This window comes from Staphylococcus equorum, assembly GCF_001747895.1.
GTDB lineage: Bacteria > Bacillota > Bacilli > Staphylococcales > Staphylococcaceae > Staphylococcus > Staphylococcus equorum_A.
In genome coordinates, this window is record NZ_LNNB01000016.1 from 65328 (window position 1) to 92106 (window position 26779).

Annotated in this window: 23 protein-coding genes; 8 read left to right on the forward strand and 15 right to left on the reverse strand. The window is 33.2% G+C overall.

All coding sequences use genetic code 11. The features are described 5' to 3' along the window. Positions 1–365: 365 nt before the first annotated feature. Positions 366–2318 (forward strand): fructose-bisphosphatase class III, encoded by a 1953-nt coding sequence (locus AST02_RS07790; RefSeq protein WP_069817126.1) that lies wholly within the window; start codon positions 366–368, stop codon positions 2316–2318. Between the two features lie 67 nt (positions 2319–2385). Here the strand turns inward: AST02_RS07790 and AST02_RS07795 are convergent, their stop codons facing one another. After that, a complete protein-coding gene (locus AST02_RS07795; RefSeq protein WP_069817217.1) occupies positions 2386–4161 on the reverse strand; it encodes a cation:proton antiporter in 1776 nt (591 codons plus the stop codon). A gap of 348 nt (positions 4162–4509) precedes the next feature. Between AST02_RS07795 and AST02_RS07800 the strand changes: the two genes are divergently transcribed. Beyond that, complete coding sequence (locus AST02_RS07800; protein ID WP_069817128.1) at positions 4510–5568, forward strand: YkvI family membrane protein; 1059 nt, start codon at positions 4510–4512, stop codon at positions 5566–5568. Positions 5569–5867: 299 nt separating this feature from the next. Here AST02_RS07800 and mhqD read toward each other — a convergent pair whose 3' ends face one another. The 4 genes from mhqD to AST02_RS07820 all read right to left on the reverse strand — a co-directional run bounded on the left by mhqD (position 5868) and on the right by AST02_RS07820 (position 8949). Further along, complete coding sequence (gene mhqD / locus AST02_RS07805) at positions 5868–6461, reverse strand: methylhydroquinone degradation carboxylesterase MhqD (RefSeq protein WP_069817130.1); 594 nt, start codon at positions 6459–6461, stop codon at positions 5868–5870. 77 nt (positions 6462–6538) lie between these two features. Further along, positions 6539–7438: a VOC family protein gene (locus tag AST02_RS07810; RefSeq protein ID WP_069817132.1), complete on the reverse strand. Its 900-nt coding sequence runs from the start codon at positions 7436–7438 to the stop codon at positions 6539–6541. A gap of 51 nt (positions 7439–7489) precedes the next feature. Beyond that, positions 7490–8446 (reverse strand): ring-cleaving dioxygenase MhqE, encoded by a 957-nt coding sequence (mhqE, locus tag AST02_RS07815; RefSeq protein WP_069817133.1) that lies wholly within the window; start codon positions 8444–8446, stop codon positions 7490–7492. Between the two features lie 74 nt (positions 8447–8520). Beyond that, complete coding sequence (locus AST02_RS07820; protein WP_069817135.1) at positions 8521–8949, reverse strand: MarR family winged helix-turn-helix transcriptional regulator; 429 nt, start codon at positions 8947–8949, stop codon at positions 8521–8523. Between the two features lie 273 nt (positions 8950–9222). Here AST02_RS07820 and aldA point away from each other — a divergent pair, with 273 nt between their 5' ends. After that, a complete protein-coding gene (aldA, locus tag AST02_RS07825) occupies positions 9223–10647 on the forward strand; it encodes an aldehyde dehydrogenase (protein WP_069817137.1) in 1425 nt (474 codons plus the stop codon). Between the two features lie 93 nt (positions 10648–10740). Here the strand turns inward: aldA and AST02_RS07830 are convergent, their stop codons facing one another. Continuing rightward, positions 10741–11724: a metal ABC transporter solute-binding protein, Zn/Mn family gene (locus tag AST02_RS07830; RefSeq protein ID WP_069817139.1), complete on the reverse strand. Its 984-nt coding sequence runs from the start codon at positions 11722–11724 to the stop codon at positions 10741–10743. A gap of 198 nt (positions 11725–11922) precedes the next feature. Between AST02_RS07830 and AST02_RS07835 the strand changes: the two genes are divergently transcribed. Next, entirely contained in the window at positions 11923–12201 is a 279-nt protein-coding gene (locus AST02_RS07835) for a GNAT family N-acetyltransferase (RefSeq protein WP_069817142.1), read from the forward strand. 166 nt (positions 12202–12367) lie between these two features. Here the strand turns inward: AST02_RS07835 and AST02_RS07840 are convergent, their stop codons facing one another. The 3 genes from AST02_RS07840 to AST02_RS07850 all read right to left on the reverse strand — a co-directional run bounded on the left by AST02_RS07840 (position 12368) and on the right by AST02_RS07850 (position 16606). Next, complete coding sequence (locus AST02_RS07840; RefSeq protein ID WP_069817144.1) at positions 12368–14131, reverse strand: ABC transporter ATP-binding protein; 1764 nt, start codon at positions 14129–14131, stop codon at positions 12368–12370. Continuing rightward, entirely contained in the window at positions 14124–15905 is a 1782-nt protein-coding gene (locus AST02_RS07845) for an ABC transporter ATP-binding protein (protein ID WP_069817146.1), read from the reverse strand. The genes AST02_RS07840 and AST02_RS07845 overlap by 8 nt, the downstream gene beginning before the upstream one ends. 155 nt (positions 15906–16060) lie before the next feature. Beyond that, entirely contained in the window at positions 16061–16606 is a 546-nt protein-coding gene (locus AST02_RS07850) for a tubby C-terminal domain-like protein (protein WP_069817148.1), read from the reverse strand. Positions 16607–16794: 188 nt separating this feature from the next. Between AST02_RS07850 and AST02_RS07855 the strand changes: the two genes are divergently transcribed. Beyond that, positions 16795–17607 carry a VOC family protein gene (locus AST02_RS07855; RefSeq protein WP_069817150.1) on the forward strand — a complete coding sequence of 271 codons (813 nt, stop codon included), beginning with the start codon at positions 16795–16797 and terminating at the stop codon, positions 17605–17607. A 114-nt stretch (positions 17608–17721) separates the two neighbouring features. On the opposite strand, the gene AST02_RS07860 is transcribed toward AST02_RS07855, so the two are convergent. The 4 genes from AST02_RS07860 to AST02_RS07875 all read right to left on the reverse strand — a co-directional run bounded on the left by AST02_RS07860 (position 17722) and on the right by AST02_RS07875 (position 22361). Further along, the gene (locus AST02_RS07860; protein ID WP_069817152.1) at positions 17722–18378 is read right to left on the reverse strand and encodes an NAD(P)H-dependent oxidoreductase; all 657 of its coding nucleotides are present in this window, start codon (positions 18376–18378) and stop codon (positions 17722–17724) included. A gap of 404 nt (positions 18379–18782) precedes the next feature. Continuing rightward, the gene (locus tag AST02_RS07865; protein WP_069817154.1) at positions 18783–19589 is read right to left on the reverse strand and encodes a Cof-type HAD-IIB family hydrolase; all 807 of its coding nucleotides are present in this window, start codon (positions 19587–19589) and stop codon (positions 18783–18785) included. A gap of 326 nt (positions 19590–19915) precedes the next feature. Further along, positions 19916–21454: a sodium:solute symporter gene (locus AST02_RS07870; protein WP_069817156.1), complete on the reverse strand. Its 1539-nt coding sequence runs from the start codon at positions 21452–21454 to the stop codon at positions 19916–19918. Positions 21455–21479: 25 nt separating this feature from the next. Further along, the gene (locus AST02_RS07875; RefSeq protein WP_069817158.1) at positions 21480–22361 is read right to left on the reverse strand and encodes an N-acetylneuraminate lyase; all 882 of its coding nucleotides are present in this window, start codon (positions 22359–22361) and stop codon (positions 21480–21482) included. 263 nt (positions 22362–22624) lie between these two features. Here AST02_RS07875 and AST02_RS07880 point away from each other — a divergent pair, with 263 nt between their 5' ends. Then, complete coding sequence (locus AST02_RS07880) at positions 22625–23497, forward strand: ROK family protein (protein WP_069817160.1); 873 nt, start codon at positions 22625–22627, stop codon at positions 23495–23497. A gap of 106 nt (positions 23498–23603) precedes the next feature. On the opposite strand, the gene AST02_RS07885 is transcribed toward AST02_RS07880, so the two are convergent. Beyond that, the gene (locus AST02_RS07885; RefSeq protein WP_069817162.1) at positions 23604–24401 is read right to left on the reverse strand and encodes a MurR/RpiR family transcriptional regulator; all 798 of its coding nucleotides are present in this window, start codon (positions 24399–24401) and stop codon (positions 23604–23606) included. Between the two features lie 166 nt (positions 24402–24567). Here AST02_RS07885 and AST02_RS07890 point away from each other — a divergent pair, with 166 nt between their 5' ends. Then, on the forward strand, positions 24568–25236 hold the full coding sequence (locus AST02_RS07890; RefSeq protein ID WP_069817164.1) for an N-acetylmannosamine-6-phosphate 2-epimerase: 669 nt from the start codon (positions 24568–24570) through the stop codon (positions 25234–25236). A 124-nt stretch (positions 25237–25360) separates the two neighbouring features. On the opposite strand, the gene srtA is transcribed toward AST02_RS07890, so the two are convergent. After that, positions 25361–25960 carry a class A sortase SrtA gene (srtA, locus tag AST02_RS07895; protein ID WP_069817166.1) on the reverse strand — a complete coding sequence of 200 codons (600 nt, stop codon included), beginning with the start codon at positions 25958–25960 and terminating at the stop codon, positions 25361–25363. Between the two features lie 235 nt (positions 25961–26195). On the opposite strand from srtA, the gene AST02_RS07900 reads away from it, so the two are divergent. Next, the gene (locus AST02_RS07900) at positions 26196–26699 is read left to right on the forward strand and encodes a GNAT family N-acetyltransferase (RefSeq protein WP_069817168.1); all 504 of its coding nucleotides are present in this window, start codon (positions 26196–26198) and stop codon (positions 26697–26699) included. Positions 26700–26779: the final 80 nt, after the last annotated feature.

The window sequence follows — 26779 nt, forward strand, 5'->3', positions numbered from 1 at the left end:
CAAGCGTTTTTAACGGTTAAAATTAAAGGTGTAATTATTCTCTTTTCGTGCTTATAATCACACTTTACAATTCAAAATAATGTATGTTTCCCACAACTTTTATATTAATATCATTTTAACTGTATTTGAGTAACATGTTATTTTACATTATTTTTTGTGATAATCGCCTTTTTCCGTTATATTTATTTGCTATCGTTTATACATGACTAAGCCATTTTTTAGAATTTATGGACAGTTAATAATATAATAGGAAATGGACATAACAATTCAAAATAATGCTACAATAAAGACTATATAATGAAAGCGTTTTACATAGCTGTAATACAAAACATTACAAAAATTATACAACTGGAGTGACATAAATCATGTGTAAAACAACGGATAAGAGCGTAAAGGACAGATATTTAGACTTACTTTCAGAACAATTCAACTCAAAAGAAGAATTGGCTACAGAAATCATTAATTTGGAATCTATTTTAGAACTTCCAAAAGGTACAGAACACTTCGTCAGTGATTTACATGGTGAATTCCATGCTTTCCAACATGTGTTACGTAATGGGTCTGGGAATGTACTGTCAAAGATTAATGACATTTTCCAAGATACTTTAACACGTAAAGAAATTAATGAATTTTCCTCACTCGTATACTACCCAGAAGAAAAAATAAAATTAATAAAAAATAATTTTACTTCTAAAGCTGAATTAGATGAGTGGTATGTAACTACAATAAATCGTTTAATTAAATTGATTACATATGCATCATCAAAGTATACACGTACAAAATTACGTAAATCTTTACCTAAAAACTATGTCTTCATTATTGAAGAATTACTGTATAAAAGTAATAAATACAATAATAAACATTCCTATTACGAAACATTAATCAATCAAATCATAGAGCTTGAACAATCTGATGATTTAATCATCGGTTTATCATTTACTATCCAACATTTAGTAGTTAATCATTTACATGTTGTAGGTGATATTTACGATCGTGGCCCAGAACCAGATAAAATTTTGGAAACACTGATTGATTATCCTTCAGTAGATATTCAATGGGGTAATCATGACGTTTTATGGATTGGAGCATATGCGGGCTCTAAGGTTTGTTTAGCTAATTTACTGCGTATTTGCGCACGTTACAATAACTTAGATATCGTTGAAGATGCCTATGGTATTAATTTGCGTCCGTTATTAACACTTGCTGAAAAGTACTATGATGGTAATAATAAAGCGTTTCAACCTAAAAACCCTCAGGATTTAACCCAAGCAGAATTAGAACAAATCACGAAAATACACCAAGCTATCGCAATCTTACAGTTTAAATTAGAAGCACCTATTATTAAACGTCGCCCAGCATTCGAAATGGAAGAACGTTTAGTGTTAGAAAGTATCGATTATGCAAAAAATGAAGCTACATTGTACGGCAAGACTTACACGTTAGAAAATACTTGTTTCCAAACAATCGATCCAGAAGACCCTAATAAATTACTTGAAGAAGAAGAAGAAGTGATGAACAATTTATTATTATCTGTTCAACAATCAGAAAAATTAAAACGTCATATGACTTTCTTAATGCAAAAAGGTAAGCTCTATTTGCCTTATAACGGTAATTTACTTATCCATGGTTGCATTCCTGTAGATGAAAATGGTGAAATGGAATCTATGACGATAGACGGTGAAAAACGTTATGGCCGAAACTTATTAGACTACTTTGAAACTCACGTCAGAAAAGCATTCGATAATAAAGAAATTGAAGATGACTTAGCAACTGACCTCGTGTGGTATTTATGGACTGGTAAATATTCTTCATTATTTGGTAAACGAGCAATGACAACTTTTGAACGTTACTTTATTAGTGATAAATCAGCACATAAAGAAGCTAAAAACCCATATTATTATTTACGTGAAGATGTAGATATGTGTAAAAAAATGCTGAAAGATTTTGGATTAGATCCAGAACAAGGCCATATTATCAACGGACATACGCCTGTAAAAGAAATTGATGGTGAAAATCCAATTAAAGCAGAAGGTAAAATGATTGTAATCGATGGCGGCTTCTCAAAAGCCTATCAATCAACGACCGGTATTGCAGGCTATACCTTACTTTATAACTCATTCGGTATGCAGCTTGTGGCTCATAAACATTTTAATTCGAAAAAGCATGTTCTACTTAACGGTGCCGACGAACTTTCGATTCGCCGCGTCGTAGATAAAGAATTACAGCGTAAAAAAATACGTGATACGAATTCAGGTCAAACTATCCAAGAAAAAATTGATATCTTAAAAGAGTTAATGCATGACCGTTTCGTAAATTAAAACAACTCAATAAACGCATAAAAAAATCCATTTGCTAACAATAAAACATTGCGCAAATGGATTTTTTCTATATATTTTGATGTAAATAAGCGTCTTTCAAATAACCAATCATCCCTTTTTCTGATTCTACAGGATTATTATTACCACGTTTGAATGTTACGACTTTACCATCGCTGATATGATAAAGTATCATATCATTTTTAGTTAACTCATCTTTACAAGATACTGGTATTTCTATAATATTGTGATCTTTAATAAAACGGTTAAACCAACGTGATGTAAAATTCCAATCAAAAAGAATATGATTTTTGATTGGCCCATCCACATTACTTCGTGCATGTTCATCACTAAATGACACGGGCATCATATCTACATTTTTCAAACCAAATTCTGGGACTAATTCATTAAATGCTAGACTGTTAAATACAAATGATTGCGTCATAAGTAAACATTTGTTGTAACGCGTCATATCTGCATAAATACGATCATTACTAGACAGTAAATTGCCTTCAAAAATTTCAAAATCTAAATCATGTGACCGTTGAGACGTATTTTTAAATAAATTAAATGCCATAACTGGAATATTATGTTCTCTCAATTTTGCACCGAGATGAAAAGCAAATTCACTTTCCCCTACAATGATTACACCAGGTGGTTCTGTACTTGAAAGCTTCATCACTTTACTCAATGGTAAGAAACTAAAACCATAAATCACTACGGTAATAAACACTAAACCAAAAGTAACTGGCGTTATGAATTCAGCCATCGGTGTGCCTTTCTCTACAAATAAGCCCCCAAAAAACTGAGCAACAGTAAGAACGACAATACCACGTGGAGCCATCAAAGACACCATCGCGCGTTCACGTTTTGAAATTTCTGTATTTATCGTAGCCAGTATAATTGAAATCGGTCTAATTAAAATAATCATGATTGCGCAGAAAATAAATAATTTCCACGACATGACACTTTTTAATACTTCTAATGTTAAAGAAGATGTAATTAAAATAAATACCGTTGAAATCATGATTGATGACGTGTTCTCAATAAAATGATCAGATTCTTTGAATATTAAATCGTGACGTTTCATGCGTGCCATCATTAAACCGAAAATTGTAACTGCAAGTAATCCAGATTCTGGTAAAATTTCATCACAAATAGCAAATATTAATAAAATAAAGACTAATTGAATTGGTGGCATGAGATTTTGAGGGATTAAATCACGTTTAATCAGCCACATAAATAAGTATGATGCACCAAAACCGATGACCACAGCTACTAAGAAACGTAAGACGAAACTCAATATAATTTGCAATTCAAAGCCCTGTTCAAATATTTGAAACACATAAAAAGCACCGAGCGCTAACATAGGGCCAATAGGATCAAGTATGATACTTTCCCATCTTAATATTGAATCTACACTTTTTCGAACTTTAGCTTGTTTTAATAACGGTTGAATTACGGTAGGTCCCGTTATTAAAAATAAACCGCCTAAGACGAGTGAAATTGCCCATGAGAATCCTAATACATAATGTAAGGCAATAGAACCTAAGATCCAAGCAATCGTAGCTCCTATAGTAATGATACGCATCACTGCCTTGGAAATACCTTTTAATTCACGAAAGTCTAAATTACTACTTCCTTCGAATAAGATAATTGCTACAGCTAATGATACTAATGGACTGAACACTTCTTGTCCTAAACTTTCTTGAGGATTAATCAGACCAAATATTGGTCCTACAAGTAACCCTACGATGGCCATGACGACAATCGATGGCCATTTAATTCTGGTAGCAAACCACTGGCTGAAAATGCCAAGCGCTAAAAATATAACGATAAGCAACATTAACGGTAAGTTTAGTAAAGTCACATAACTCCCTCTCTCTATTTTTAATATCAAACAACTTTTGTATGCTTTCTTTCGAAAATTCATTAACAGAAAAACATACTACCAAAATTTTAAGTTTAACGCACTAAAATGACCTTCACTATATACCCACACATATTTCACTTTAATCGTAGCGCTATTCCGAAACGCTTTATAAAGTACGTTCCTGATATACATATGTCTACACCAAATAAACTTTCGTGTTTATTTCTCTTCCTTTTTAAGGTAGAATTAACTATTGTGATGTTTTTTATATAACATAACGTAATTCGGATAATGAATTGTCATGAAAGGATTCCAAACAATATGAATAAATTAAAAGAAATTATTATTGTTGCTTTTGCATTTGTCGGTGTTGTAGTAGGTGCTGGCTTTGCTACAGGGCAAGAAATTTTCCAATTTTTTACAAGTAACGGTAATTTTAGTATTTATGGTGTTTTTATTACTGGCTTGATTATTACTGTTGGCGGTGTTTTTGTACTGAACACAGGTTATCGTCTGCGTTCACATAGTCATACAGAACCGATTAAATTTTACTTACCTCGTACAATTGCTACGATATTTGATATCATATTAACATTATTTTTATTTGCATTAGCAATGATTATGACTGCAGGTGGCGTATCTACAATTAATGAAAGCTTTGATATTCCCTATGGTCTTAGTTCATTTTTATTAGTCTTAGTTATTTTATTAACACTATTTTTAAAATTTGATCGCTTAATTACTGTATTAGGTATGGTTACCCCATTCTTAGTCTTAATAGTAACAATTATTGCAATATATTATTTTTCAACTGGCCAATTTAATTTTGAGGCTGCTGACAACTATGCAAACAGTGAAGGCCGTACAGACAACTGGTGGTGGTTCGACGCAATCAATTATGGTAGTTTACAAATTGCTGCTGCTTTTAGCTTTCTTTCAGTAATGGGCGGACGTTTAAAATTTGAGAAATCCACTATTTGGGGTGGTATTTTTGGTGGTATTATCATCACCTTCTTATTGCTAATGCTCAATCTTGGAATGGTTACAGAGTTTGCTCAAATTACAGGCGTTGCACTCCCATCATTATTACTAGCAAATAATATCTCTCCTTTTATTGGTGTATTTATGGCTATCGTTATGATTTTGGTTATTTATAACACAGTCGTAGGATTAATGTACGCATTTGCCTCACGTTTTACTGAACCTTATAGTAAATCGTATTACATTTTAATTATCGTAATGGCAATCATTACTTTTGCAACAACTTTTATTGGTTTTATCGAATTGATAGGTAAAGTATTCCCTATCATGGGTATTTTCGGTTTCATTCTATTAATTCCGATATTTATTAAAGGGATACTTAAAAACAAACCCGAATAACACATAATTGATCATCTATATTCCGAAAGAAATCACTTTTATAAGATATAGTCAAAATCGAATATTTCCACCACTTTGGAGAGTGGGATAGGAATCTATTTTTCCTAGCAAGATTTCGTCGTATGAAACCAGTCCAGCACAGCTGACTAGGTAATGATCGAGTCTGAGACATGTATTTTGTCTTAGACTCTTTTTTATTTATTTTAAATCTAGTTATTATTACTTCTAAATAAAAAAAGGCATAAACTGCATGCGCTATATTACACACATGAAGTTTATGCCTTCTAATTCTTGCTAAATTATTGATTTAATACTGTTTGGCCCGCTTGAATGCCTGCTTGAGTCAATTCGTGACTGTTCACCCAAACTTGCGTTACATTTGCTCCACGGCTTTCAAAAATATCAATTACATTCTTACTAGCTTCTACAGGAACGATTGGATCGTTTTCTCCCATAGAGAGTAATACATCTACGCCACTTAAATCTTTATTGTTCACTAAATCTACAGGATAAAGTGGTGCATATAACAATGCTTTTTTAAATGTAATATCATCATGTAACATCATGCTAATCGCTATATTTGAGCCATTTGAAAAACCTACTGGTATGGCTTGTGCTAAATCAAAGTTATATTTATCAGCCGCTTCTTTTAAAAATGTAATTAAGCGCTCTGTTCTATATTCTAAATCTTCGATATCGTATTTTCCTTCTCCTAGACGTTTGAAGTAACGGTTCATACCATTTTCAGAAACTTCTCCTCTAACACTTAATACATTATATTTAGAATTCAATACTTCACCTAATGGTAACAAGTCTTTTTCATCCCCACCTGTACCATGTAATAAAATAAATGTAGGTGCGTTTGCTTCGCCTTCTTTAAAAATGTGTTCCATATATCGACATCTCCTTTAATTGTTGTATTGTATTCATTCAACCTGCTACTGTGTAAAATCACTATTATAATAAACCACTATATTCTAATTGGTGGTAAATGGCGTAAAAGTTCTTCTCTTTTATCTTCAAACTGAGGTGGTAACATCAAATGTGTACCAAGTTCCTCAAATCGTTCATCAACGGTAAATCCTGGACCCTCTGTCGCAAATTCAAAAATGATACCACCATGTTCTTTCATGTAAACTGCATTAAAATAATTGCGGTCTTTAACATCTGTTACGTGGTAACCTTTTCCTGTCATTTTTACTTGCCAGCCACGATGGTCTTTATCTGTAGGTACAGACCAAGCAATGTGATGTACAACGCTAACACCCCAACGTACATTTTCTTTCGGCGCGACTTTCTTAACCATCACATGATGTTGCCAATCGCCAGCTGTTTCAATATGGAGATAATCACTATTTTCACTTACTTGAGACAACCCCATATCAGTTGTTAAAGTACGTGCAGTCGCTGTTGGATCCATAGACAACATCGTCACACCATGAAAACCAATAATGTCTTTGTCATTATCTGTATTTGTTTCGCCTTCAACAAGTGCCAATGGCAAACCATGTATATCATCAAACTCTAACGTTTCTTTATCAAATAACTGTGTTCTTTCTACGTTTATATCATTTTCTTGTAAATGTTGTTCCCAAGCTGCAATAGCATCTTTTGGAATTCTAAACGCAATTCTTTCAACTTGGCCTGCACCAATACGACCTTTATGTGCATTTGGCCAATTGAAAAACGTTAATATCGTTCCATTATCGACGTTACCATTCGAGAAATATAAATGATACGTAGAAGGATCATCGAAATTCACTGTCTTTTTAATTAATTTCAAATTTAATATATCTCTATAAAATTGAATATTTTCTTCTGGATTACCTACAATTGCTGAAATATGATGAATGTGTTGAATTGCTTCCATAATTGTTCCCCCTAATTATTTACCTTTCCACTTTTTTGAAATGTGAGTGCTTTATCGTTTTGTGTTAAATGGTTTGACTTCTGATTCAATATATTCACGTTGCTCTTCTAAAAATGGTGGCAGTGCTAGACTTTCTCCAAGTGTTTCATATGGTTCGTCACCCATAAAACCTGGACCATCTGTAGATACTTCAATTAATATATGACCGATACGTGCATATAAAGCTTCAAAATAAAATCTATCCACTAAGCCAGAATTACCTATGCCCATTTCTTTATATTTTTCCATCCATTGCTCAATTGCTTCATGATCTTTTAATCTAAATGACACATGATGTACTTCACCGTAGCCTTGACGCGATGCTGGTCCTTCAGCATCTTTTCTTAAAATTACTTGACCGCCGTTGCCACCTTCACCAACTTCTAATAAAGCAACATTATCTTCTTCATGTTTCACTTTCATGCCAAAGACTTGTTCTAATATTTTGATGAAATCTTCAAAATAGCTAACTGTAATTTCAATTGGTCCCAATCCATAAATAGCTTTATCTGTTGGTACAGGTCCATTTTTCCATGGCGTACCCGGTGCAACACCTGTATTATGCTCATCTGATACAAGTTGGTATCTTTGGCCATCCACTTCTTCAAATGGTAAAACTTTTGTGCCAAATAATGATTGTATGCCACCATGTTTTATTTCAAAGTCGTTAAAACGTTGTTCATAATATTCAAGTGCTGCATCATTTGGAACTCTAAATGATGAACGTGAAATTGAATTTGTTCCACCAGTTCCTTTTGGCACGTTAGGAAAATCGAAAAATGTCATATCTGTTCCTGGTGAACCGACATCATCTGCAAAAAATGTGTGATACGTATATATGTCATCTTGGTTTACTGTTTTTTTAACAAGTCTCATACCTAATACTTCTGTGAAAAATTTATAGTTTCTTTCTGCATCGTCAGTGATCGCAGTTACATGGTGGATACCTAATAATTGATTGTTTGTCATAATAAAACTCCTTATTTTTATAATTTATCTCGATTTCGAAGTAATTTTCACTAAATTTTAAAAGTGCTACTACACTACGTGGATTGAGCACTTATTTTTTTCAAAGCTTGTTTTAATGTGGTCATTTCTTCATCGGTAAGTACCGAGAATGTTGATGTTAACGTTGCTGCATGTTCTGGAAATATATCATCCATCAATGCATGTCCTTGATCGGTAAGCGAAGCATTGGTAACACGTTTATCTTGTTCATTACGTATTCTGATTACAAAACCTTTTTCTTCTAATTTATCTACAACATATGTGATACTACTGCTAGCAATTAATACTCTCTGTCCAATACGCTGTATCGGTTGATCACCTTTGTTATATAATAATTCCATTACTTCAAATTCTGTAAGATTTAAGCCATAACGTTGAACGTCTGTCCTTACAATTTGTTCCAAAAAGTCTACCGTTCGGTTTAATCCAATGAATGCATTTAATGATTCTTTTGTACGGTTCATTACGTCACCAACTTTCAATTTGTTTCGAATTCGAGATAAATATAACACCCTTCAGTAACATAGTCAACAGATAAGTATAAAAAATATACCAAAATAAATAAAACATCTATTTTATGCTCTTATTTAAGACTAAAAGTCATTTCATTACTTATTTTCACTTCAAAAGTAAATTAAAATATCTCATTAATAATTATACAAAATAATATTATTTCTCTCATTTTCGTTTTTAAAAACCTCTTCAGTGGTAGAAGGAACTAGATGGAGGTGTCATAATTGAACAAAGTATTTATCAATAATGAATTTATCGAAAGTAAATCAACTGACACAGCAGACGTAATTAACCCTGCTACGGAAGAAGTAATAGATACAATTTCATTCGCAACAGAATCAGAAGTTAATGATGCAGTAGAAAAATCAAAACACGCTCAGTTAGAATGGGAAAAAGTACCTGAACCTACGCGTGCTGATCATGTAAAATTATTAATTCCATTATTGGAACAGAATAAAGATACATTGGCAGAATTATACGTTAAAGAACAAGGTAAAACACTTGCTTCAGCTAAGGGTGAAATTGATAAAGCGATTCAGTTCATCGATTATATGACTAGCTTAAGTATGAGTAACAAAGGTGAGGTTTTACAAAACAGTCGTGAAAACGAAACTATTTTACTTACGAAAAAACCCGTTGGTGTTACTGCTGGCATTGTTCCTTGGAACGCGCCAATTATGGTATTAATGAGAAAAGTCATACCAGCTATCGTTACTGGCTGTTCGGTAGTGATTAAACCTAGTGAAGCAACTTCTTTAATTACACTTAAACTTGCAGAACTTATTCGCCAATCTACAATACCTGCTGGCCTTGTACAAATCCTACCAGGTAAAGGCGAAACAGTTGGTACTCAATTGGCACAACATCCTGACATTCAATTAATCTCTCTTACTGGTAGTATGCGTGCGGGTAAATCTGTTTATGCTGAAAGTGCTAGTACAGTTAAAAAGGTTAATTTAGAGCTTGGTGGTAACGCCCCTGCACTCGTCACTGCTAACGCTAATTTAGATAAAGCTGTTGACTATATCGTTACTGCAAGAGTAAACAATGCTGGTCAAGTATGTACATGTCCAGAACGTATTTTTGTACACGAAGCAATTCACGATACATTTATCAATAAATTAAAAGTTAAGATGGAACAACTTAAAGTTGGCGACCCATTCAATAAGGATACGGACTATGGTGCTATTATTAATCAACAACAACTTGATAGCATTGATGACAAAGTACAAGATGCTATCAAAAATGGTGCTGACTTAATTACAGGCGGACATAAAGTGGATGGCGCCGGCTATTTTTATGAACCAACTATTTTAGATAAAGTTAATCCACAAGATAGTGCATTTAAAGAAGAAATTTTTGGTCCTGTCATACCGATTGTGACATATAATGAATTTGAAGACGCTATTGAACAAGCAAACGATACTAATGCCGGGTTATCGTCATTTATCTTTTCTGAAGATTTAAAAGAAATAATGACTGCTACAGAACGTCTTAAATTTGGCGAAGTTTATGCTAACTGTGAAGCTGAAGAAGTCGTGAATGGCTTCCATGCAGGTTGGAGAGAATCTGGTTTAGGTGGCGCTGATGGTATTCATGGTCTTGATGAATATTATAATACCACTGTATCTTATATAAGATATGACTAAACACATCAGTCATAGACTTGAATAATAATATTAAAAAGCCACGAAGAAATGCGCTAAAACAGCATTCTTTCGTGGCTTTTTGACTTTGACTTTTTAATCGTTTAAAGCTTTATCCAATGATTTTATGTTTTTTTTCATCAATGATTGGTATGAAATGTTGTCTTTATCCGCTTCGGATTTAGACAAGGTCGCCATATTATGGAAACCTAATGGTGTCGAATCAGATTCCTTCTGAATGACATCTGTTACTTTAGAAGAAATATTTTGTTCATATAAAACGTAGGGCTGTCCTGTAGCTTTAATGTTTTTAACAATATCCATCAAATCTCTTTGACTTGGTTCTTCATTATTCATACCGCTGACACCCACTTGTTCAAAACCATATCTGTTAGCTAAATAACCAATCGAATCATGTGAAATAACTACTTTATCTCGTTTCGTATCTTTAGTAATTGCTTTCATTTGCTCATCAATAGCTTCAATATCTTTAACTAATTTTTGATAATTTTTGTCATAATAATCTTGGTGTTTAGGATCTTTTTTCGTTAAATCATCTCTGATTTCTTTTGCGAATATTTTGTTCATCTCTGGATCAAGCCACACATGAGGATCATTTTTGCCATGGTCATGGCCTTCGTGTTCGTGTGCTGTTTCTTCATGTTCATGGCTATGCTCTGCTTCCTCGTGTTCATGATTAGCATTAAAATCTTTTTCACTCAAATTTTTTGCTAAGGGCAATTTTAAATTATCATTATTGATAGAATTTGTAATTGTTTTTGCGACTGGATCCATATCTTCACTTGAATAAACAAACAAATCACCTTTGGCAATATTAATCATCTCTTTTTGCGTAGGCTCAAATGAGTGCATATCAGCGCCCGGTGGATAAATAGATTCTGCTTCCACATACTTGCCACCGATTTGTTCGGTAAAGCTTTTGAATGCAAATGCAGTCGTATATATTTTTAGTTTATTTTTAGAACTGACGTCTTTTTTTTCTTCTTTATTAATATCTCCGCACGCACTGAGTAACACAGCACATACACATGTCAGTATCAACAGTATACTTTTTTTCAAAAAAACGCTCCTCCAAATCGAAATTGTTCCGTTAAAACTATAAACTTATTTTACATATTTTTCAATGGTTTTCGCTTAATCATTATATTTTCTATACTCAACTTTATCACTTCTATGTTAATTCATACTGTAAATTGTTTAACATTCGGCAAAACGTGATATTTAGTAAGTAATACATTTATAATAGGAGTGATAATAATGGCTGATATTAAACAAGGTACAAATAAATTTTACATTGGTGATGACGAAAATAACCCACAAGCACAAATTACTTTCAAACAACAAGGTGATAATCAAATTGATATCGATCACACTGGTGTTCCAGAAGAATTTGGCGGACAAGGCATTGGTTCAAAATTAGTTAAAGCAGTTGTAGATTATGCACGTGATAATAATTTAAAAGTGACTGCATCTTGTCCATTTGCTGAAGCAGTAATTGAAAAAAATTCAGATTATCAAGATGTTTATGTAGGTTAAGTATTAAAAGTTTAAATTAGATATTTCACAATAGCTGGCTGACATTTAAATACACTTGTTTCAAGTTCTTATGCAAACGTTTCAGTTCTTGCATGCCTTGTTCTAGTCAGCCATGTAGAGGCGGGCGTATGAAATCAAATTTTGATTACATACGCCCGCCTCTTTCTTATCCATTTTGTAATAAATACATATTATGATATATACCATGTTGTGCAATCAATTGATCATGGGTACCACGTTCTACTATTTCCCCACGGTTTAATACAAGAATTTGATCCGCATCTTGTATTGTAGATAATCTATGTGCAATTGCTAAAGTTGTGCGACCTTTTCGCATTTCATTTAATGATTTTTGTATTTGTTCTTCTGTTTCTGAATCTATATTTGCAGTTGCTTCGTCTAAAATCAATACTTTGGGATTCGTAGCAATTGTTCTCGCGAAGGCAATTAATTGTCTTTCGCCACTTGAAAAGGCACTCCCTTTTTCTATCACTTTATGATTATATTGCCCTGGCAATTCCTCAATAAAATGATTAGCATGTACAAATTCTGCTGCAGCCTTCACTTGTTCAAATGTCATTGTAGGATGGTACAACTTAATATTAGATGATATTGTACCGTAAAATATAAATGCATCTTGTAAGACTAATCCTATCTTCTCTTTTAATTCCGATTTAGGTATCGTCTTAAGTGAATTGCCATCCACTTCTATGTCACCTCGGTTAAATTCATAAAAACGCATAAACAGGTTAATGATAGAACTCTTTCCAGAGCCAGTATGACCAACTAAAGCTACCATTTCACCTGGATTGGCAGTAAAAGTGATATCTTTCAGCACATCTGTTTCACCATCATAACTAAAACTAACATGTTTAAATGCAATTTTTCCTTCCTCAATTTTGCGCGTATTGATTTCATGCTGTTGTGGTTCATAAGTGTCATCATCAATAAGTGCAAATACTCTGCTAGCTGATACGAGTGCTTGTTGTAAGATATTTAAATTCTGACTCACTTGATTAATAGGTTCAAAGAAACGTTCCATATATTGTACAAATGCAAATACAACACCCGCCGTGATACCAGTAGTAAAACTAATAACACCAAAATAACCAAGAATCATGACCACTGCAAAAACTGATATAGAACTGATGGCAGGACGTAATAATAAACTATCCAGCTTTACTGTCTTCAGCATATAGTCATAATGTTCGTCATTAATCTTATTAAACTCTTTATTTAATCGTTGCTCTTGATTAAACGCTTGAATAATTCTCATACCTTCAATTGATTCTGCTAATTTAGAGTTTAAATCAGATAATCTTTGTCTCGTTTTAGTAAAAAGAAAGGCAGATTTTTTTCTATACATCGCTAATATTAGAAAAATAATAGGCAAAAACACAAGTGCAATTAATGCTAATTTTACGTCTAAAATAAACATCATGATATAACTTGCAATCATCATAAAAAATGCCATGATAAAAGTAGAAAACACACCAATAATCATATCCACGATTGTTTCTGTGTCATTCGTCAATCTTGATACAATACTGCCCCCAGGTACTTTATCGAAATACTTCATTCCTAATTTCCCTAATTTATTAAAAGCGTCAATTCGCAATTGTTGAATTACCTTAAAAGCTAAATATTGGAACATATACTGACTAAAATAAAGCGTGATAGCACCTATGATTTGTATGCCTAAAAATATTACAATCAACCAAATCATAATATCTTTTGGAAAATATCGTGGCGTTAAATAATCATCAATAAATATCTTGACCATATACGGCGTCATCATACTTGCCACAGTGGATAAGATTAGCATCATAAAGGCTAACGTGATTGTACCTTTATAGGTTAGCGTATATTTAAATAACCGAATTAATGCACTCCCTTGATCCTTGGCAGTTAAGTTAGTACGTTCAGTCATTTTCATCGCCCCCTTTCGTAAGATCATCTAAGTTACGTGATAACTTATCTTGTAAAGCTTGGGCTTGATACGTTTCATAATACCAACCTTTTTTCTCTATGAGAGAGGTGTGTGTGCCACTTTCAACGATTGTCCCTTCATCCAATACAATGATGAAGTCAGCATGTTTTACAGCGCTCATGCGATGTGCAGTAATGATGTTGGTTTTACCATTTCTAACACTTTCTAAATTAGCTAAAATAGCTTCTTCTGTCTGTGCATCCACAGCTGACAATGAATCATCCAAGATAAGAACTTCTGGATCTACTAACAGTGCTCTTGCGATTGACACACGTTGCTTTTGACCACCAGATAAAGAAACACCTCGTTCTCCAACTACAGTATGATAACTATTGGGAAAATCCATAATATCGTCATGGATATGACTTAAGCGACTCGCTTCATAAATACTGTCATCATCAATCTCCTCATTACTAAATGCGATATTATTACGTATTGTAGTAGAAAATAAAAAATGTTCTTGTGGCACGTAGCCAAATTGAGCTCTTAAATGCTTCACATTATAGTCTCGAATTGGATAGCCACCATAAGTGATATCTTGTGGTCTTTTAGTATCAAATTCTCTCAATAGTAAACGTATTAATGCACTTTTCCCAGAACCTGTACGCCCTACAATACCGAGTGTCGATCCTTGCTTAACTGAAAAATGAATACCATAAAGTCCTTGTTCATCATTACCCGGGAAATTAAATTGTTCCATATTAAATATAATGTCACCTGTTGGAGGGCCATCGATTTTATAAGTAGTTTCTATATCATTCGGTAAGTTTTCAATTTCATCAATACGCTCATAAGAAGCTTTGGCTCTCTGCACAATATTAAAAAATAAACCTAGCGCTAATAATGGCCATACGAGCATGCCTAAATACGTAGTAAAGGTGATAAGTTGTCCTAGCGTAATCTCATTTTTAAATACCATTTGTGCACCAAATGCAATTGCTAAAAAGTAACTTGTACCAATTACCAATGTTATCGTAGGATCAAACAAGGCGTCTATTTTCGATACTTTCAAATTTTTCGCTACGACATCATCACTGAGCGCTTTGAAATCTGCTTGGTCACTTGTTTCATAACCAAATGTTTTAGTCACTTTAATACCTGCAACACTTTCTTGTGTTTTGTCATTCAATTTACTAAATGCAGCTTGTGCTTTTTTAAACCCTTTGCTTAAAAGCGACCCATAGTAACTTGTTAATAACACCATAAAAGGTAAGGGAATGAGCGCAATTAAGGTTAGTTTCCAACTTACCGTCGTAGCCATAGTGATTACAACGGTGCCTCCACTAATTAGCGAATCAGCAATCATTAGAATACCCGCACCTGCAGCATTTTGAACTGCTCTTATATCGTTAGTTGCATGCGCCATTAAATCGCCTGTACGTCTGTTTTGAAAAAATATCGCACTCATCGTCGTGTATTTTTCATATAAATAGGTTCTCAAAGTCTGCCCTAACTTTTGGCTCGTTCCAAAAATAGATAATCTCCATACATATCTTAAAACATAAGTTAATATCGCTACTATAGTTAGGATAATGAGGTAGATTGTTAATAATTTGGGTGTTAACTTATTTGTCGTCATTTGATCTATTGTCTTACCTATGATTTGAGGTGGTACAATTTCAATTAATGCGATTAATAGCAACGTAAATAAACCAATAATATAACTCATTTTTTGTTGCTTAAAAAACCATCCTAATTTCCAAAATACTTTCAAACCCTCACCCCCAAAATCACGTTAATTACATTGTCTCCATATTTTACCATAAGTTAACATATGTAAATATAGGAATATTTTTACATAATTAGTTGCTGAAAAAGATACAAAAATACCAGCAATGAGGATCACTGCCGGCATAATTATAATAAGTTTTAGTTTGAGTTTTTCCGTTGTTGTTCTTGAAATTCGTAAAACACTTGAAATAACATAATTAACATTGCTGGGTGATACGTTTCATCTTCAATATATACGTCATGACGTGATGCTAATTTAAAGCGTTCAGACTTAGTTTGCATTAATACATTGTGTCCGTCTGTCACTTTTACGCTTCTAGAAAAAAGTCCTGATTGAAATTTTAATGTATCTCCTTTATTACCTTCAAAAAGTAATGTGGGTTTAAAACCTATTTTCGAACGAAAAACACCTATTGGATTGTCGTTTTTCTCTACTTCCCATACCGTTTTAAATGGCGTTTTAAATGCCCCACTTATGGTTTTTTCCTGAAGAATACGATACGTATCTTTGCCATCTGTAATCTCAAAGTTTTGTTTACTATTGCCAAACATTGCAAAAGCTTCTTGTGTTGATGAAGTATAAAATAACTGTAACTTAAATACCGCTTCATCCTTATCATTAAACACATCAATTGCTGATTTGGAAGAACTGAAAAAATTTTCTTTAAAATAATAATGTGGCATTTTCAAAACTCCTATCCGTTAACTTTCTTCATTTAACCCTAATATACCCGAATGTTGATATTCAAACAATAAATCATTTTGAAATTCTATTTGTATATTCAAGCAAATTGTGTTGACTTATAAAGTAAGTTACTCTAAACTCAAACTTGTAATAATAATAAATACAAGTAATGATAAGGAGCTTTATTATGACTTTTCACGATAATACATCAATCCAAGTAACGAATATCACTTTAAATGTTGAAAACCTATCAACAATGATTAAATTTTATAAACAAATTTTAGGCTTAACCGTCAATACTGAAACGCAAAAGGACATTATATTTAATATAGGCAACCATGGTCACACTTTAACTTTACACGAAATCACTGATGGACGTCGCCCTTCTATGAAAGAAGCAGGTCTATTCCATATCGCTCTACTATTACCATCTAGAGTAGATTTAGCTAATTTCTTATATCACGCATCAAGTTTAGGCGTACAAGTTGGTGGAGGTGACCACCTTGTCAGTGAAGCGTTATACCTCTCAGATCCTGAAGGCAACGGAATTGAAATCTATGATGACCGCTCAAAAGATGAATGGTCATGGAACGGTAATAAAGTAAAAATGGATACACTGCAAGTCGACGTTAATGACCTTGTTGCACAACGTACAGAAACAGGTTGGCAAGGTATGCCTAGCGATGCCAAAATAGGACATTTACATTTAAAAACTGCAGACATAGAACAAGCACGTCATTACTATATTGACCAATTAGGATTGGAACATATTTCTGATTTTCCACAAGCACTATTCATGTCTACCAACCGATACCATCACCATATCGCAGCAAACGTATGGCAATCTAACACGATACGTCAAGGTAACGACACAAGTTTCGGTCTATCACATGTAGATATTTATAAGCCTAGTGCAACTTCCGAACAATTTATCGGACCAGAAGGTTTTGAAATTGCAATACACAGTGACACCTCACTCGTAGCAGATAGAAATGAATAACTACTAGCGTCTTTTCGAATAAAGTATACAAAGAAACCTCCAAAGCTTCTACAAAAAGTAGATAGTTTGGAGGTTTTATTTATTATATAAATTAAATGTTTTAATAATAATTTATTATAACCACGTTACAACATCTGATTGTGGCTGACGTACTTTGTCTTTCGATTCTGTTTCTCTATAACCAAAAGCAGCCATTACGGAAGGAGCAAAGTGTGCTGTATCTGCAATACCTTCTTCATCTAAGAATTGAGTAACCGCATCTAAATCAAAGCCTTCGATAGGACAAGAATCAATGTTTAACAATGCTGCACTCGTCATCATATTACCAAGTGCAATATATGTTTGTTTTTTAGCCCAATCTAACAATGTTTGTTCAGTATCATTAATATGGAAACTTGTTTGAAAACTTTCAAATTTTTCTTCTGTTGCCGGAATACTTTCTTCACTATATTGTTTAATATCACGTATCATATGTTGAACGAAAGGTGATTTTGCTGTTACATTTTTGCGTGCTAAAAGCAATACAAAATGACTTGCTGTATCTAGTTGGCCTTGTGCACCCCAACTGATTTCTTTCAATTTATTTCTGATTTCACTATTTTGAATTACAACAAATTTCCACGGCTCTAATCCAAGTGAGCTTGGTGAAAGTCTGCCCGCTTCTAAAATAGTATTAAAATCACTGTCTTCTATTTTTTTACTTGCGTCAAAACGTTTTGTTGCATGTCTAAAATTAAACGCATCTAATATCGTTTGTTGCATTTGTGTCATAACCTGAGTGACCTACCTTTCAAATCAATTATACATCTTAGTATAGCTACTTTTTAATTCTTATTGAAATAATATGTTTATATAATTGTAGTGGCTAATAAAACCGACTAAGGCTGTGATCTAGGAAAGCGAGCATGATTTATAATAAATCGACTCTCTTTATATAAACTATAGTATTCAAATCATTATTTCATACGAGACGCCTGAGGGAACAGCACGAGCCGAAGACTACAGGCTGAGGCTGTGCCCTTGGCAAGCGAGTATGATTTATATAGCACTGTCGAAGTTATGTTTGTAGAAATGACAAAAAAACTGCCAACAACATTACGATTTTGTCGACAGTTTAAGCATAAGGTACATAAATACAGCAAAGTTAAAGATTTCTGTCCCGCTTCCCTAAATATTTAATTCAGTACTTTTAATACTTTTTCCTCAATCACAGTTAACACGCCTTGCTCATCATTCGTAGGTGCAATGTGATTTGCTACTTCAAATAATGTTTCATCTTCACTATTTTTCATAACATAACTATGTGTTGCAAGTTCTAACATATCTAAGTCATTATTGGCATCACCAAATGCCATCAGGCTATCAGGACTTAATTCCCATTTTTTAAGTAAACGATGCAATGCCTGTCCTTTAGTCATTCCAGGTATAATAAGATCGATACTGTCTCGACCACTCGACACAAGTTTTAAATCTTCCGTAAAGTTTTTAGTTAAATCATCATCCAGTGTCGGATGTGAGTTTCTATTAATATTCAATGCTATTTTCACATATTCATCCTCTGGTAAATCTTGAAATGACTCAATTTCTTCCAATTGACGATAATAAAAATGCGCATCTTTTTTAAATGCTTCCGTATTATCTTTTAATATATATGCACTGCGTAATCCACAAACAATCAGATTATCAATGCCACGCTCAATATTTAAATAGTCAATTACTTTTTGATAAAAGCTTCTATCAAATGCTTCATAGTCATATAAAGTATCCCCTTCATATATAACCGCACCGTTTTCAGCTACAAACAACATATCACGTTGCCCGAAAATAGATTTTAATTTAGCGTATTGGTTACCACTTGCTGCAATAAACTTAATGTCATGTGCTTTGAGCTGTTGAAAAATTTGTTCGAATCTTTTTTCATCATAACCTTTTTTGGAATCTAAAAATGTTCCATCCATATCAACTGCAATTGCTTTTATCATAATGTCCCCTCAAATCTTCCTATTTATGTATATCTTTATATTATATCGACTATACAGTTTGATTCAAAGTAAATTCATCATATATTGTAATTTAATTATTAATACTTAACGCGTACTGTCTTATTAAAAAAAATCAATTTTAAGTAATTCAGTTTTATATTTTTTCATATAGCTTAAATAATGGAAAAAATACAAAAACTGCCGAAAAATCCGATGCTTTTTCGACAGTTTATATGTTTCCAATATTGTTATTTTTGCTTTTATTTCAAGCGATATTTTGTCTTTAACAGTTATTTTAATTAAGCTAAGTAGATGTATGATTCTGCTTAACTTTTAGGTTTTTTAACATGTACTTTAGAAACATAATTAGATTTTTCTTTAATGTCATAAATAGTTAATCCTTTAATATCTTTCTTCTTATCGGGAACAAAAATACTCACAATGTAAGAGAAGATAAACGCAACTACAAATGAAATTATTGAAACAAAGAATGGTGAATTTCCTCCACCCATACCATTAAAGAGATAAGCAATAATAATTCCTAAAATAAGTCCGACAATTACGCCAAATGTGTTCGTACGTTTTGTAAAAATACCTACCGCAAATACACCTGCTAACGGAACGCCTACAAGACCTGTAACTAATAGGAATAAATCCCATAAATCATTGGAATCTGCTGCAATAAGATAGAGCGACATTCCAAAACCAAATAAACCAGCTAAAATAATCATCCATCTTGCAAAAGCAACTTCGCTTTTTTCTTCACCTTTGCCAAAAAATCTGTGTTTTATATCGACCGATAAACACGCAGAAATTGAATTTAAACTTGATGAAATCGTTGACTGTGCGGCTGCAAAAATAGCAGCGATTAGTAAACCAGCAATAAATGGTGGCATTTCAGTAAGTATAAAATACGGTACGATTGACGACGTATTAAAGCCTTCTGGTAAAGCACTTTCATGGCTATAGAATGAATAAAGCATTGTACCCATACCATAGAATAATGGGGCAGAAATTAATGCTAAAGCACCATTCATCCATAATGCTTTTTTCGTTTCTTTCATTGAATCTGACGCTTGGTAACGTTGTACCACGTCTTGACTTGCAGTGTATTGATGTAAATTATTAAATATATTACCTAAGAAAATAATAGGAATGGCTGCAGCAGCTGAATTGAATTTCCAGTTATCTGCACTAATAATTTTCTTATTTTCCATTGCATCTGATATAAGTGTGCCCATACCATCTTGTAAGTGAGATACACCTAGAATGATAATTGCTGCGGCACCACCTAATAAGATAACCCCTTGAATAAAGTCACTCCATACTACACCTTCAAAGCCCCCTAGGAAAGTATATAAGATACAAAGTATGCCGACCAGACTCGCCACTACATAAGGATTCATATCAGATACTGCTGTGATTGCCAATGTAGGTAAATAAATTACAATTGCAACTCTACCTATATGAAATAACACAAACAGTAATGAACCTATGACACGGACACTCGGTCCAAATCGTGCTTCTAAATACTCGTATGCCGAAGTAACATTTAACTTTTTGAAAAACGGCACATAAAAATAAATTAACAGTGGAATAATTGCTACAATTGCAATATTACCAGCAATATAAGACCAGTCAGTTAGAAATGCTTTTTCTGGCGTAGACATAAATGTGATCGCACTTAAAGTGGTCGCATAAATAGAAAATCCTACTGCCCAAGATGGCAAACGTCCGCTTGCCGTGAAGAAGCTATCTGTATTTTGACTCGCTCGTTTGGTAAAGTAAGCCCCAATTAATAACATAATCAATAAGTAAGCAATAACTGCTACCCAGTTCCATGTACCAAAACCTACCTGTTGCATTTACTTCATCCCCTTACGTGATGTTTTATAAATTATAGTTTTTGATTAATGTTTCCAATTTACTTCTATTACTTTCATCAAATGGTTTGAATGGACGCTTAGGTTGACCACCATCAATACCACGTGTTGCTAAAATTTCTTTTAATGTTGAATAAATGCCCATGGATAATACATTTTCAATAATGTCATTTGTATCATGTTGAATTTGATAAGCTTCCTCAATTTCACCATTTTGAGCTTTTTCAAAAATTTGTCTTGCGCGTTTGCCGTTCACATTATAAGTTGAGCCAATTGCACCATCTACCCCAGATATTGCAGCTTGGACTAACATTTCATCAAAACCAGAAAGTATTAATTTGTTTGGATATGCTTTACGTATACGCTCAAGCAAGAAGAAGTTTGGTGCCGTATATTTCACACCGATTACTTTTTCGTGATTAAAGAGTTCTCCGAATTGCTCAATTGATATATTTACACCTGTTAAATCAGGAATAGCATATATAATGAGATTGTTTTGAGTTGCTTCAATTAATTCAAAATAATAATCTTTAATTTCTTCGAATGAGAAAGGATAATAAAATGGCGTAACTGCTGAAATAGCATCATAGCCCAACTCTGTAGCATATTTCCCCAATTCAATCGCTTCATTTAAATCTAAAGAACCGACTTGTGCAATCATCTTCACATCATCATTTACTGCTTCTTTTGCAAGTTTAAAGATTTGTTTTTTCTGTTCTTTATTTATTAAAAAGTTTTCACCTGAACTACCATTAACATACAAACCATCTAAACCTTCTGTTTCAATTGCGTTTTTAACAATCTGTTGTAATCCTTCTTCTTTCACTTGGCCTTGCTCATCAAATGGTACCAACAACGCTGCATATAAACCTTTTAAATTCTCTTCCATGTGATAACCCTCCATCTATTTTTCTTAAGTTATTATTATAAAAAATGTATATCATCACTCACTGATTTATATATCATCTTTCATAGATTTCTATTTACACTTCAAATTGTAAACGCTACCATAAATAGTAGCAATAGCTTTTTGAAAAGTTTCATCATTTGTTATGATATTTTATGAAAATAATTTTCAAATGTGATTATAACTACACATTTAAATATAAAGATGATACATATAATAAGAAGACGTTACAGGAGGCATCGCATATGGAAAATTATAAAGTCGCAATTGATATCGGAGGAACAGCTATTAAAGCTGCTGTTTTAGACGAAGATTTAAATTTTATCGATTATCACAAAGTTTCTACACCTGACAATATTAATCATCTTATCGTTGATACGGTATATGCATTAGTAGAGCACTTTCAACACACACACAATCTCAACCCTTTACAGGTAGGCGTATCTAGCGCTGGCGTCATTGATGAAGAAAACGGCATCGTTGTCTACACTGGACCAACAATACCTAATTATAATGGAACAAATTTTCACACTTTACTCGCGCCACTGAATGCACAAGTACAAGTCTTTAATGACGTGAATGCCGCCTTACTCGGTGAACTTTGCCTTCACCAATATGAAGTGGATAATATATTTTGTCTTACACTAGGTACTGGCGTCGGCGGTGCTTTTTATAACAATACGTTGCAGTTATACAATGGAGAACGTAACAGGGCAAACGAAATCGGTTATTTATTATATAACCCGGAAGACAATAAGACATTCGAGCAACGTGCCTCAACTTCAGCACTTAAAGCTTTAATGCTATCTCGCGCTTTTCCTTATGAAGATGATGTGCCTAAACTATTTGAATTAGCTGAACAAGAAGACACGCTGGCCCTATCTATTCTTAACCAATGGAGCCAAGCTGTTGCTGAAGGGATTGCACAAATTCAAATCATCTATGATCCTGGTTTAATTCTTATCGGTGGCGGTATATCCTCTCAAGACCAACAATTACTAAAATATATCACACCAAAAATAGAGCGTTTTTTACCACCACAATATGGTCACGCAGCTATACAAACTACACGTACACAAAATCACGCTTCATTATTTGGTGCAATTTCTAAATTTTAAAAATAACCTGTGAAATCATGCGTTTCTTCTAACTTAAACGACGACATGTCGTTCAGTAAATAGGAGGAAAGTCACGCACCCAATTTCGCAGGTTATCTTTTTATTATCATTCATTTAAAATTACTTTTTTAGTTTGTTGATAGACATTATTCATATATTCGTCATCCAGCAATAAATAACTGACGATATCTATTAAGAAAAGTGTCGCAATTTGTGTATTAATAAATTGTGTATCATTAATTCTAGATTGGTCCGTTGTGATTAATACTAAATCTGCGCATTGTGTTAAAGTACTGCCTTCATAATTTGTAATGGCTACCACATAAGCACCGCGTTCATGGGCAATTTCTGCCGCAGCAATTAACTCTGTAGTCTCACCACTATTTGAAATAGCTACAAAAGTATCCGAAGCTGTTAACAATGACGCAAAAATTTTCATTTGATGTGCATCTGTAGAGACACTCCCTTTCAATCCCATGCGCATCATACGATAGTAAAATTCAGTTGCAGATAAGCCTGAACTACCGAGACCAGCATAAATAATCTGACGACTACGATTAATTTGGTTTACAAAACGTTGAATTTTCTCATCAGAAATAAACTCTCCAGTTTGTTGAATAATATCTTGATGGTACTTATGAATGCGTTGAATAAGCGGGCTATTCTCAATAACTCTGTCTGTCATTTCCTGTTGTAAATTAAATTTCAAATCTTGAAAGTTGTCATAATTCAACTTATTACTAAAGCGTGTAATGGTCGCTGGCGATGTTTTGATTGCATAGGCTAATGAATTAATTGTGGAAAATGTATCATCAAAATCATTATTTTGAATGTAATCAACAATTTGTTTATCAGTTTTTGTAAATAAATGATGATAACGTTGAACACGATTTTCAAATTTCATAAAATTCACCCTTTCAAAATAAATAATAGTTAAAGTATATATGAAAATTTTTTTCATAACAACGAAAACTATTGATTATTATTTTCTTGATGTTATATTAAAATTACTAAGTCGATACAAATTAATTTTAATATTAAATCTACTAAAAGTTATGGAGTGCAAAATTATGTTACCACAAGGATTAATTGTTTCATGCCAAGCTCTATCTGATGAGCCTTTACACTCATCATTTATCATGTCAAAAATGGCTCTAGCTGCATACGAAGGTGGCGCAGTTGGCATTAGAGCAAATTCTAAAGAAGATATCATTGCTATCAAAAAAGAAGTTCACCTACCGATTATTGGTATCGTTAAACGTGATTACGATAATTCAGACGTTTTTATTACCGCAACAAGTCAAGAAATTGACGAATTAATTGAAAGCAAATGTGAAGTCATTGCCTTAGATGCTACAAAACAACAACGTCCTAAAGAATCACTACAAGAACTTGTTTCATATATTCGTCAAGCAGCACCAAATGTCGAAATCATGGCTGATATTTCAACGCTTGAAGAAGCTCAATACGCGGATGAATTAGGTTTCGATTATGTAGGCACTACATTACGTGGCTATACATCTTATACTAAAGGACATATTTTATATGAAAATAATTTCCAATTTCTTAAAGATGTTTTAGCAAATGTTGATGCTAAAGTCATTGCTGAAGGTAATGTTATTACACCTGAGATGTTCAAAGCAGTTACTAATCTTGGTGTGCATTGCACTGTCGTTGGTGGCGCAATTACTCGTCCAAAAGAAATTACAAAACGTTTTATCGACGTTATCGATAAATAATAAAAAGACCGTTATCAAGCGATTATTGCAAGCTCATGCTTGTCGTTAAACTACACTCTTGTTTAATCACAGTAGTTTAATATCATCGTCTCGATACGGTCTTTTTTTCACGTTCTAATTTCATTTAAGTTGCTTCTGCAACAAATATTTTACGGTCTTCCCATTCACCAGTTTGGTCATTATAGTTATCACAAGTGATTAAAGTTAGTTGCTGTTTATCTGATTGTTGTTCTTCTAGAACTTCAACATCTTCAGGTTTTACATCAAATATTTTAGTGATTTTATATGTCTTTTCCTCATTACCAGTTTTAAAATAGACACTGCTTCCTTCTTTTGCTTTTGGCAAATTAGAAAATTGATAGGTCGTTGAACCTGTGAATGTATGGCCAGCAATTGCAATGTTTTGATCTTCTAATGATTCATCTGCTTCAGCAAAACTCACACCTCTTTCAAGTTGTGTTGGTGTCGCTGGTCCAGGATAAACTGGTGTTTTTATATCTGCATCTGGTACAGATATATAGCCTGCCATTTTTGATTTATCTTTTGGTATTTCAACATACTTTCGTTGGTTCTTATTGTGTTGTTGATCGAAAGTTTCAACCTTTTCATTATTCTCTTTTTCAGTAAAATAATTATCAATATGTGGCTTGGCAAAGATATAAATAGCTGCCAATATAAGCAATACTCCAACAAGTGAAATGAGTCGGCTCCCCCATTTTTTCATGCTTTATAACTCCTTTATTAGCTTTAATTATTATAGAATTCTACATAAGTATAGCACAACGCATAATAGGCTATACATTCATTTCCTAAGGTAATATCTATTATATGAGCTAAGATGTTAACTTTCATAACAATAAATTGCGTATTCATCATATTAGGTGTTAAATATAAATAAATGATTTTCTAACTACACTTATGAATTATTTTACAAAACCTCACTGAAAGGATGATATTTTATGATACGCCACGCAGTTCAATCTGACTTACCTAATATATTAGATATCTATAATGACGCTATACTCAATACTACAGCAGTTTATACATATAAGCCCCAAACCCTAGAATCGCGAGAAGCTTGGTTCGAAAAAAAGACCGACAATAATGAACCTGTAATCGTATATGAAGAACAAGGAGAAGCAATCGGTTTTGCTACTTATGGTTCATTTCGAGATTGGCCCGCCTATCAATACTCAATTGAACATTCTATTTACGTTAATAAACACCATAGAGGTAAAGGAATTGCTTCTCAATTACTCTCAGAAATCATTCAACAGGCACACAGCAATGGCTATAAAACATTAGTTGCGGGTATTGATGCTACAAATGATTATAGTATTTATTTACATAAGAAATTTAACTTTACGCATTCCGGCACCATACATAATGTAGGTTATAAATTTGATACGTGGCTTGATTTAGCCTTTTACCAATTAGATTTAAGTGCGCTTCCGTTGAAATAATACTATACATTTCAAATATTTGTTTTCGGCAACTTCATAAATAAAATTTAAATCTAACATATTATTTTTGTTTGAAAAGT

Excerpts from the sequence above, each read along its gene's own strand:
- AST02_RS07790 (WP_069817126.1), top strand. The coding sequence starts at position 366 with ATGTGTAAAACAACGGATAAGAGCGTAAAGGACAGATATTTAGACTTA.
- AST02_RS07795 (WP_069817217.1), bottom strand. The coding sequence starts at position 4,161 with ATGTTGCTTATCGTTATATTTTTAGCGCTTGGCATTTTCAGCCAGTGG.
- AST02_RS07800 (WP_069817128.1), top strand. The coding sequence starts at position 4,510 with ATGAATAAATTAAAAGAAATTATTATTGTTGCTTTTGCATTTGTCGGT.
- mhqD (WP_069817130.1), bottom strand. The coding sequence starts at position 6,461 with ATGGAACACATTTTTAAAGAAGGCGAAGCAAACGCACCTACATTTATT.
- AST02_RS07810 (WP_069817132.1), bottom strand. The coding sequence starts at position 7,438 with ATGGAAGCAATTCAACACATTCATCATATTTCAGCAATTGTAGGTAAT.
- mhqE (WP_069817133.1), bottom strand. The coding sequence starts at position 8,446 with ATGACAAACAATCAATTATTAGGTATCCACCATGTAACTGCGATCACT.
- AST02_RS07820 (WP_069817135.1), bottom strand. The coding sequence starts at position 8,949 with ATGAACCGTACAAAAGAATCATTAAATGCATTCATTGGATTAAACCGA.
- AST02_RS07835 (WP_069817142.1), top strand. The coding sequence starts at position 11,923 with ATGGCTGATATTAAACAAGGTACAAATAAATTTTACATTGGTGATGAC.
- AST02_RS07840 (WP_069817144.1), bottom strand. The coding sequence starts at position 14,131 with ATGACTGAACGTACTAACTTAACTGCCAAGGATCAAGGGAGTGCATTA.
- AST02_RS07850 (WP_069817148.1), bottom strand. The coding sequence starts at position 16,606 with ATGCCACATTATTATTTTAAAGAAAATTTTTTCAGTTCTTCCAAATCA.
- AST02_RS07855 (WP_069817150.1), top strand. The coding sequence starts at position 16,795 with ATGACTTTTCACGATAATACATCAATCCAAGTAACGAATATCACTTTA.
- AST02_RS07860 (WP_069817152.1), bottom strand. The coding sequence starts at position 18,378 with ATGACACAAATGCAACAAACGATATTAGATGCGTTTAATTTTAGACAT.
- AST02_RS07865 (WP_069817154.1), bottom strand. The coding sequence starts at position 19,589 with ATGATAAAAGCAATTGCAGTTGATATGGATGGAACATTTTTAGATTCC.
- AST02_RS07870 (WP_069817156.1), bottom strand. The coding sequence starts at position 21,454 with ATGCAACAGGTAGGTTTTGGTACATGGAACTGGGTAGCAGTTATTGCT.
- AST02_RS07875 (WP_069817158.1), bottom strand. The coding sequence starts at position 22,361 with ATGGAAGAGAATTTAAAAGGTTTATATGCAGCGTTGTTGGTACCATTT.
- AST02_RS07880 (WP_069817160.1), top strand. The coding sequence starts at position 22,625 with ATGGAAAATTATAAAGTCGCAATTGATATCGGAGGAACAGCTATTAAA.
- AST02_RS07885 (WP_069817162.1), bottom strand. The coding sequence starts at position 24,401 with ATGAAATTTGAAAATCGTGTTCAACGTTATCATCATTTATTTACAAAA.
- AST02_RS07890 (WP_069817164.1), top strand. The coding sequence starts at position 24,568 with ATGTTACCACAAGGATTAATTGTTTCATGCCAAGCTCTATCTGATGAG.
- srtA (WP_069817166.1), bottom strand. The coding sequence starts at position 25,960 with ATGAAAAAATGGGGGAGCCGACTCATTTCACTTGTTGGAGTATTGCTT.
- AST02_RS07900 (WP_069817168.1), top strand. The coding sequence starts at position 26,196 with ATGATACGCCACGCAGTTCAATCTGACTTACCTAATATATTAGATATC.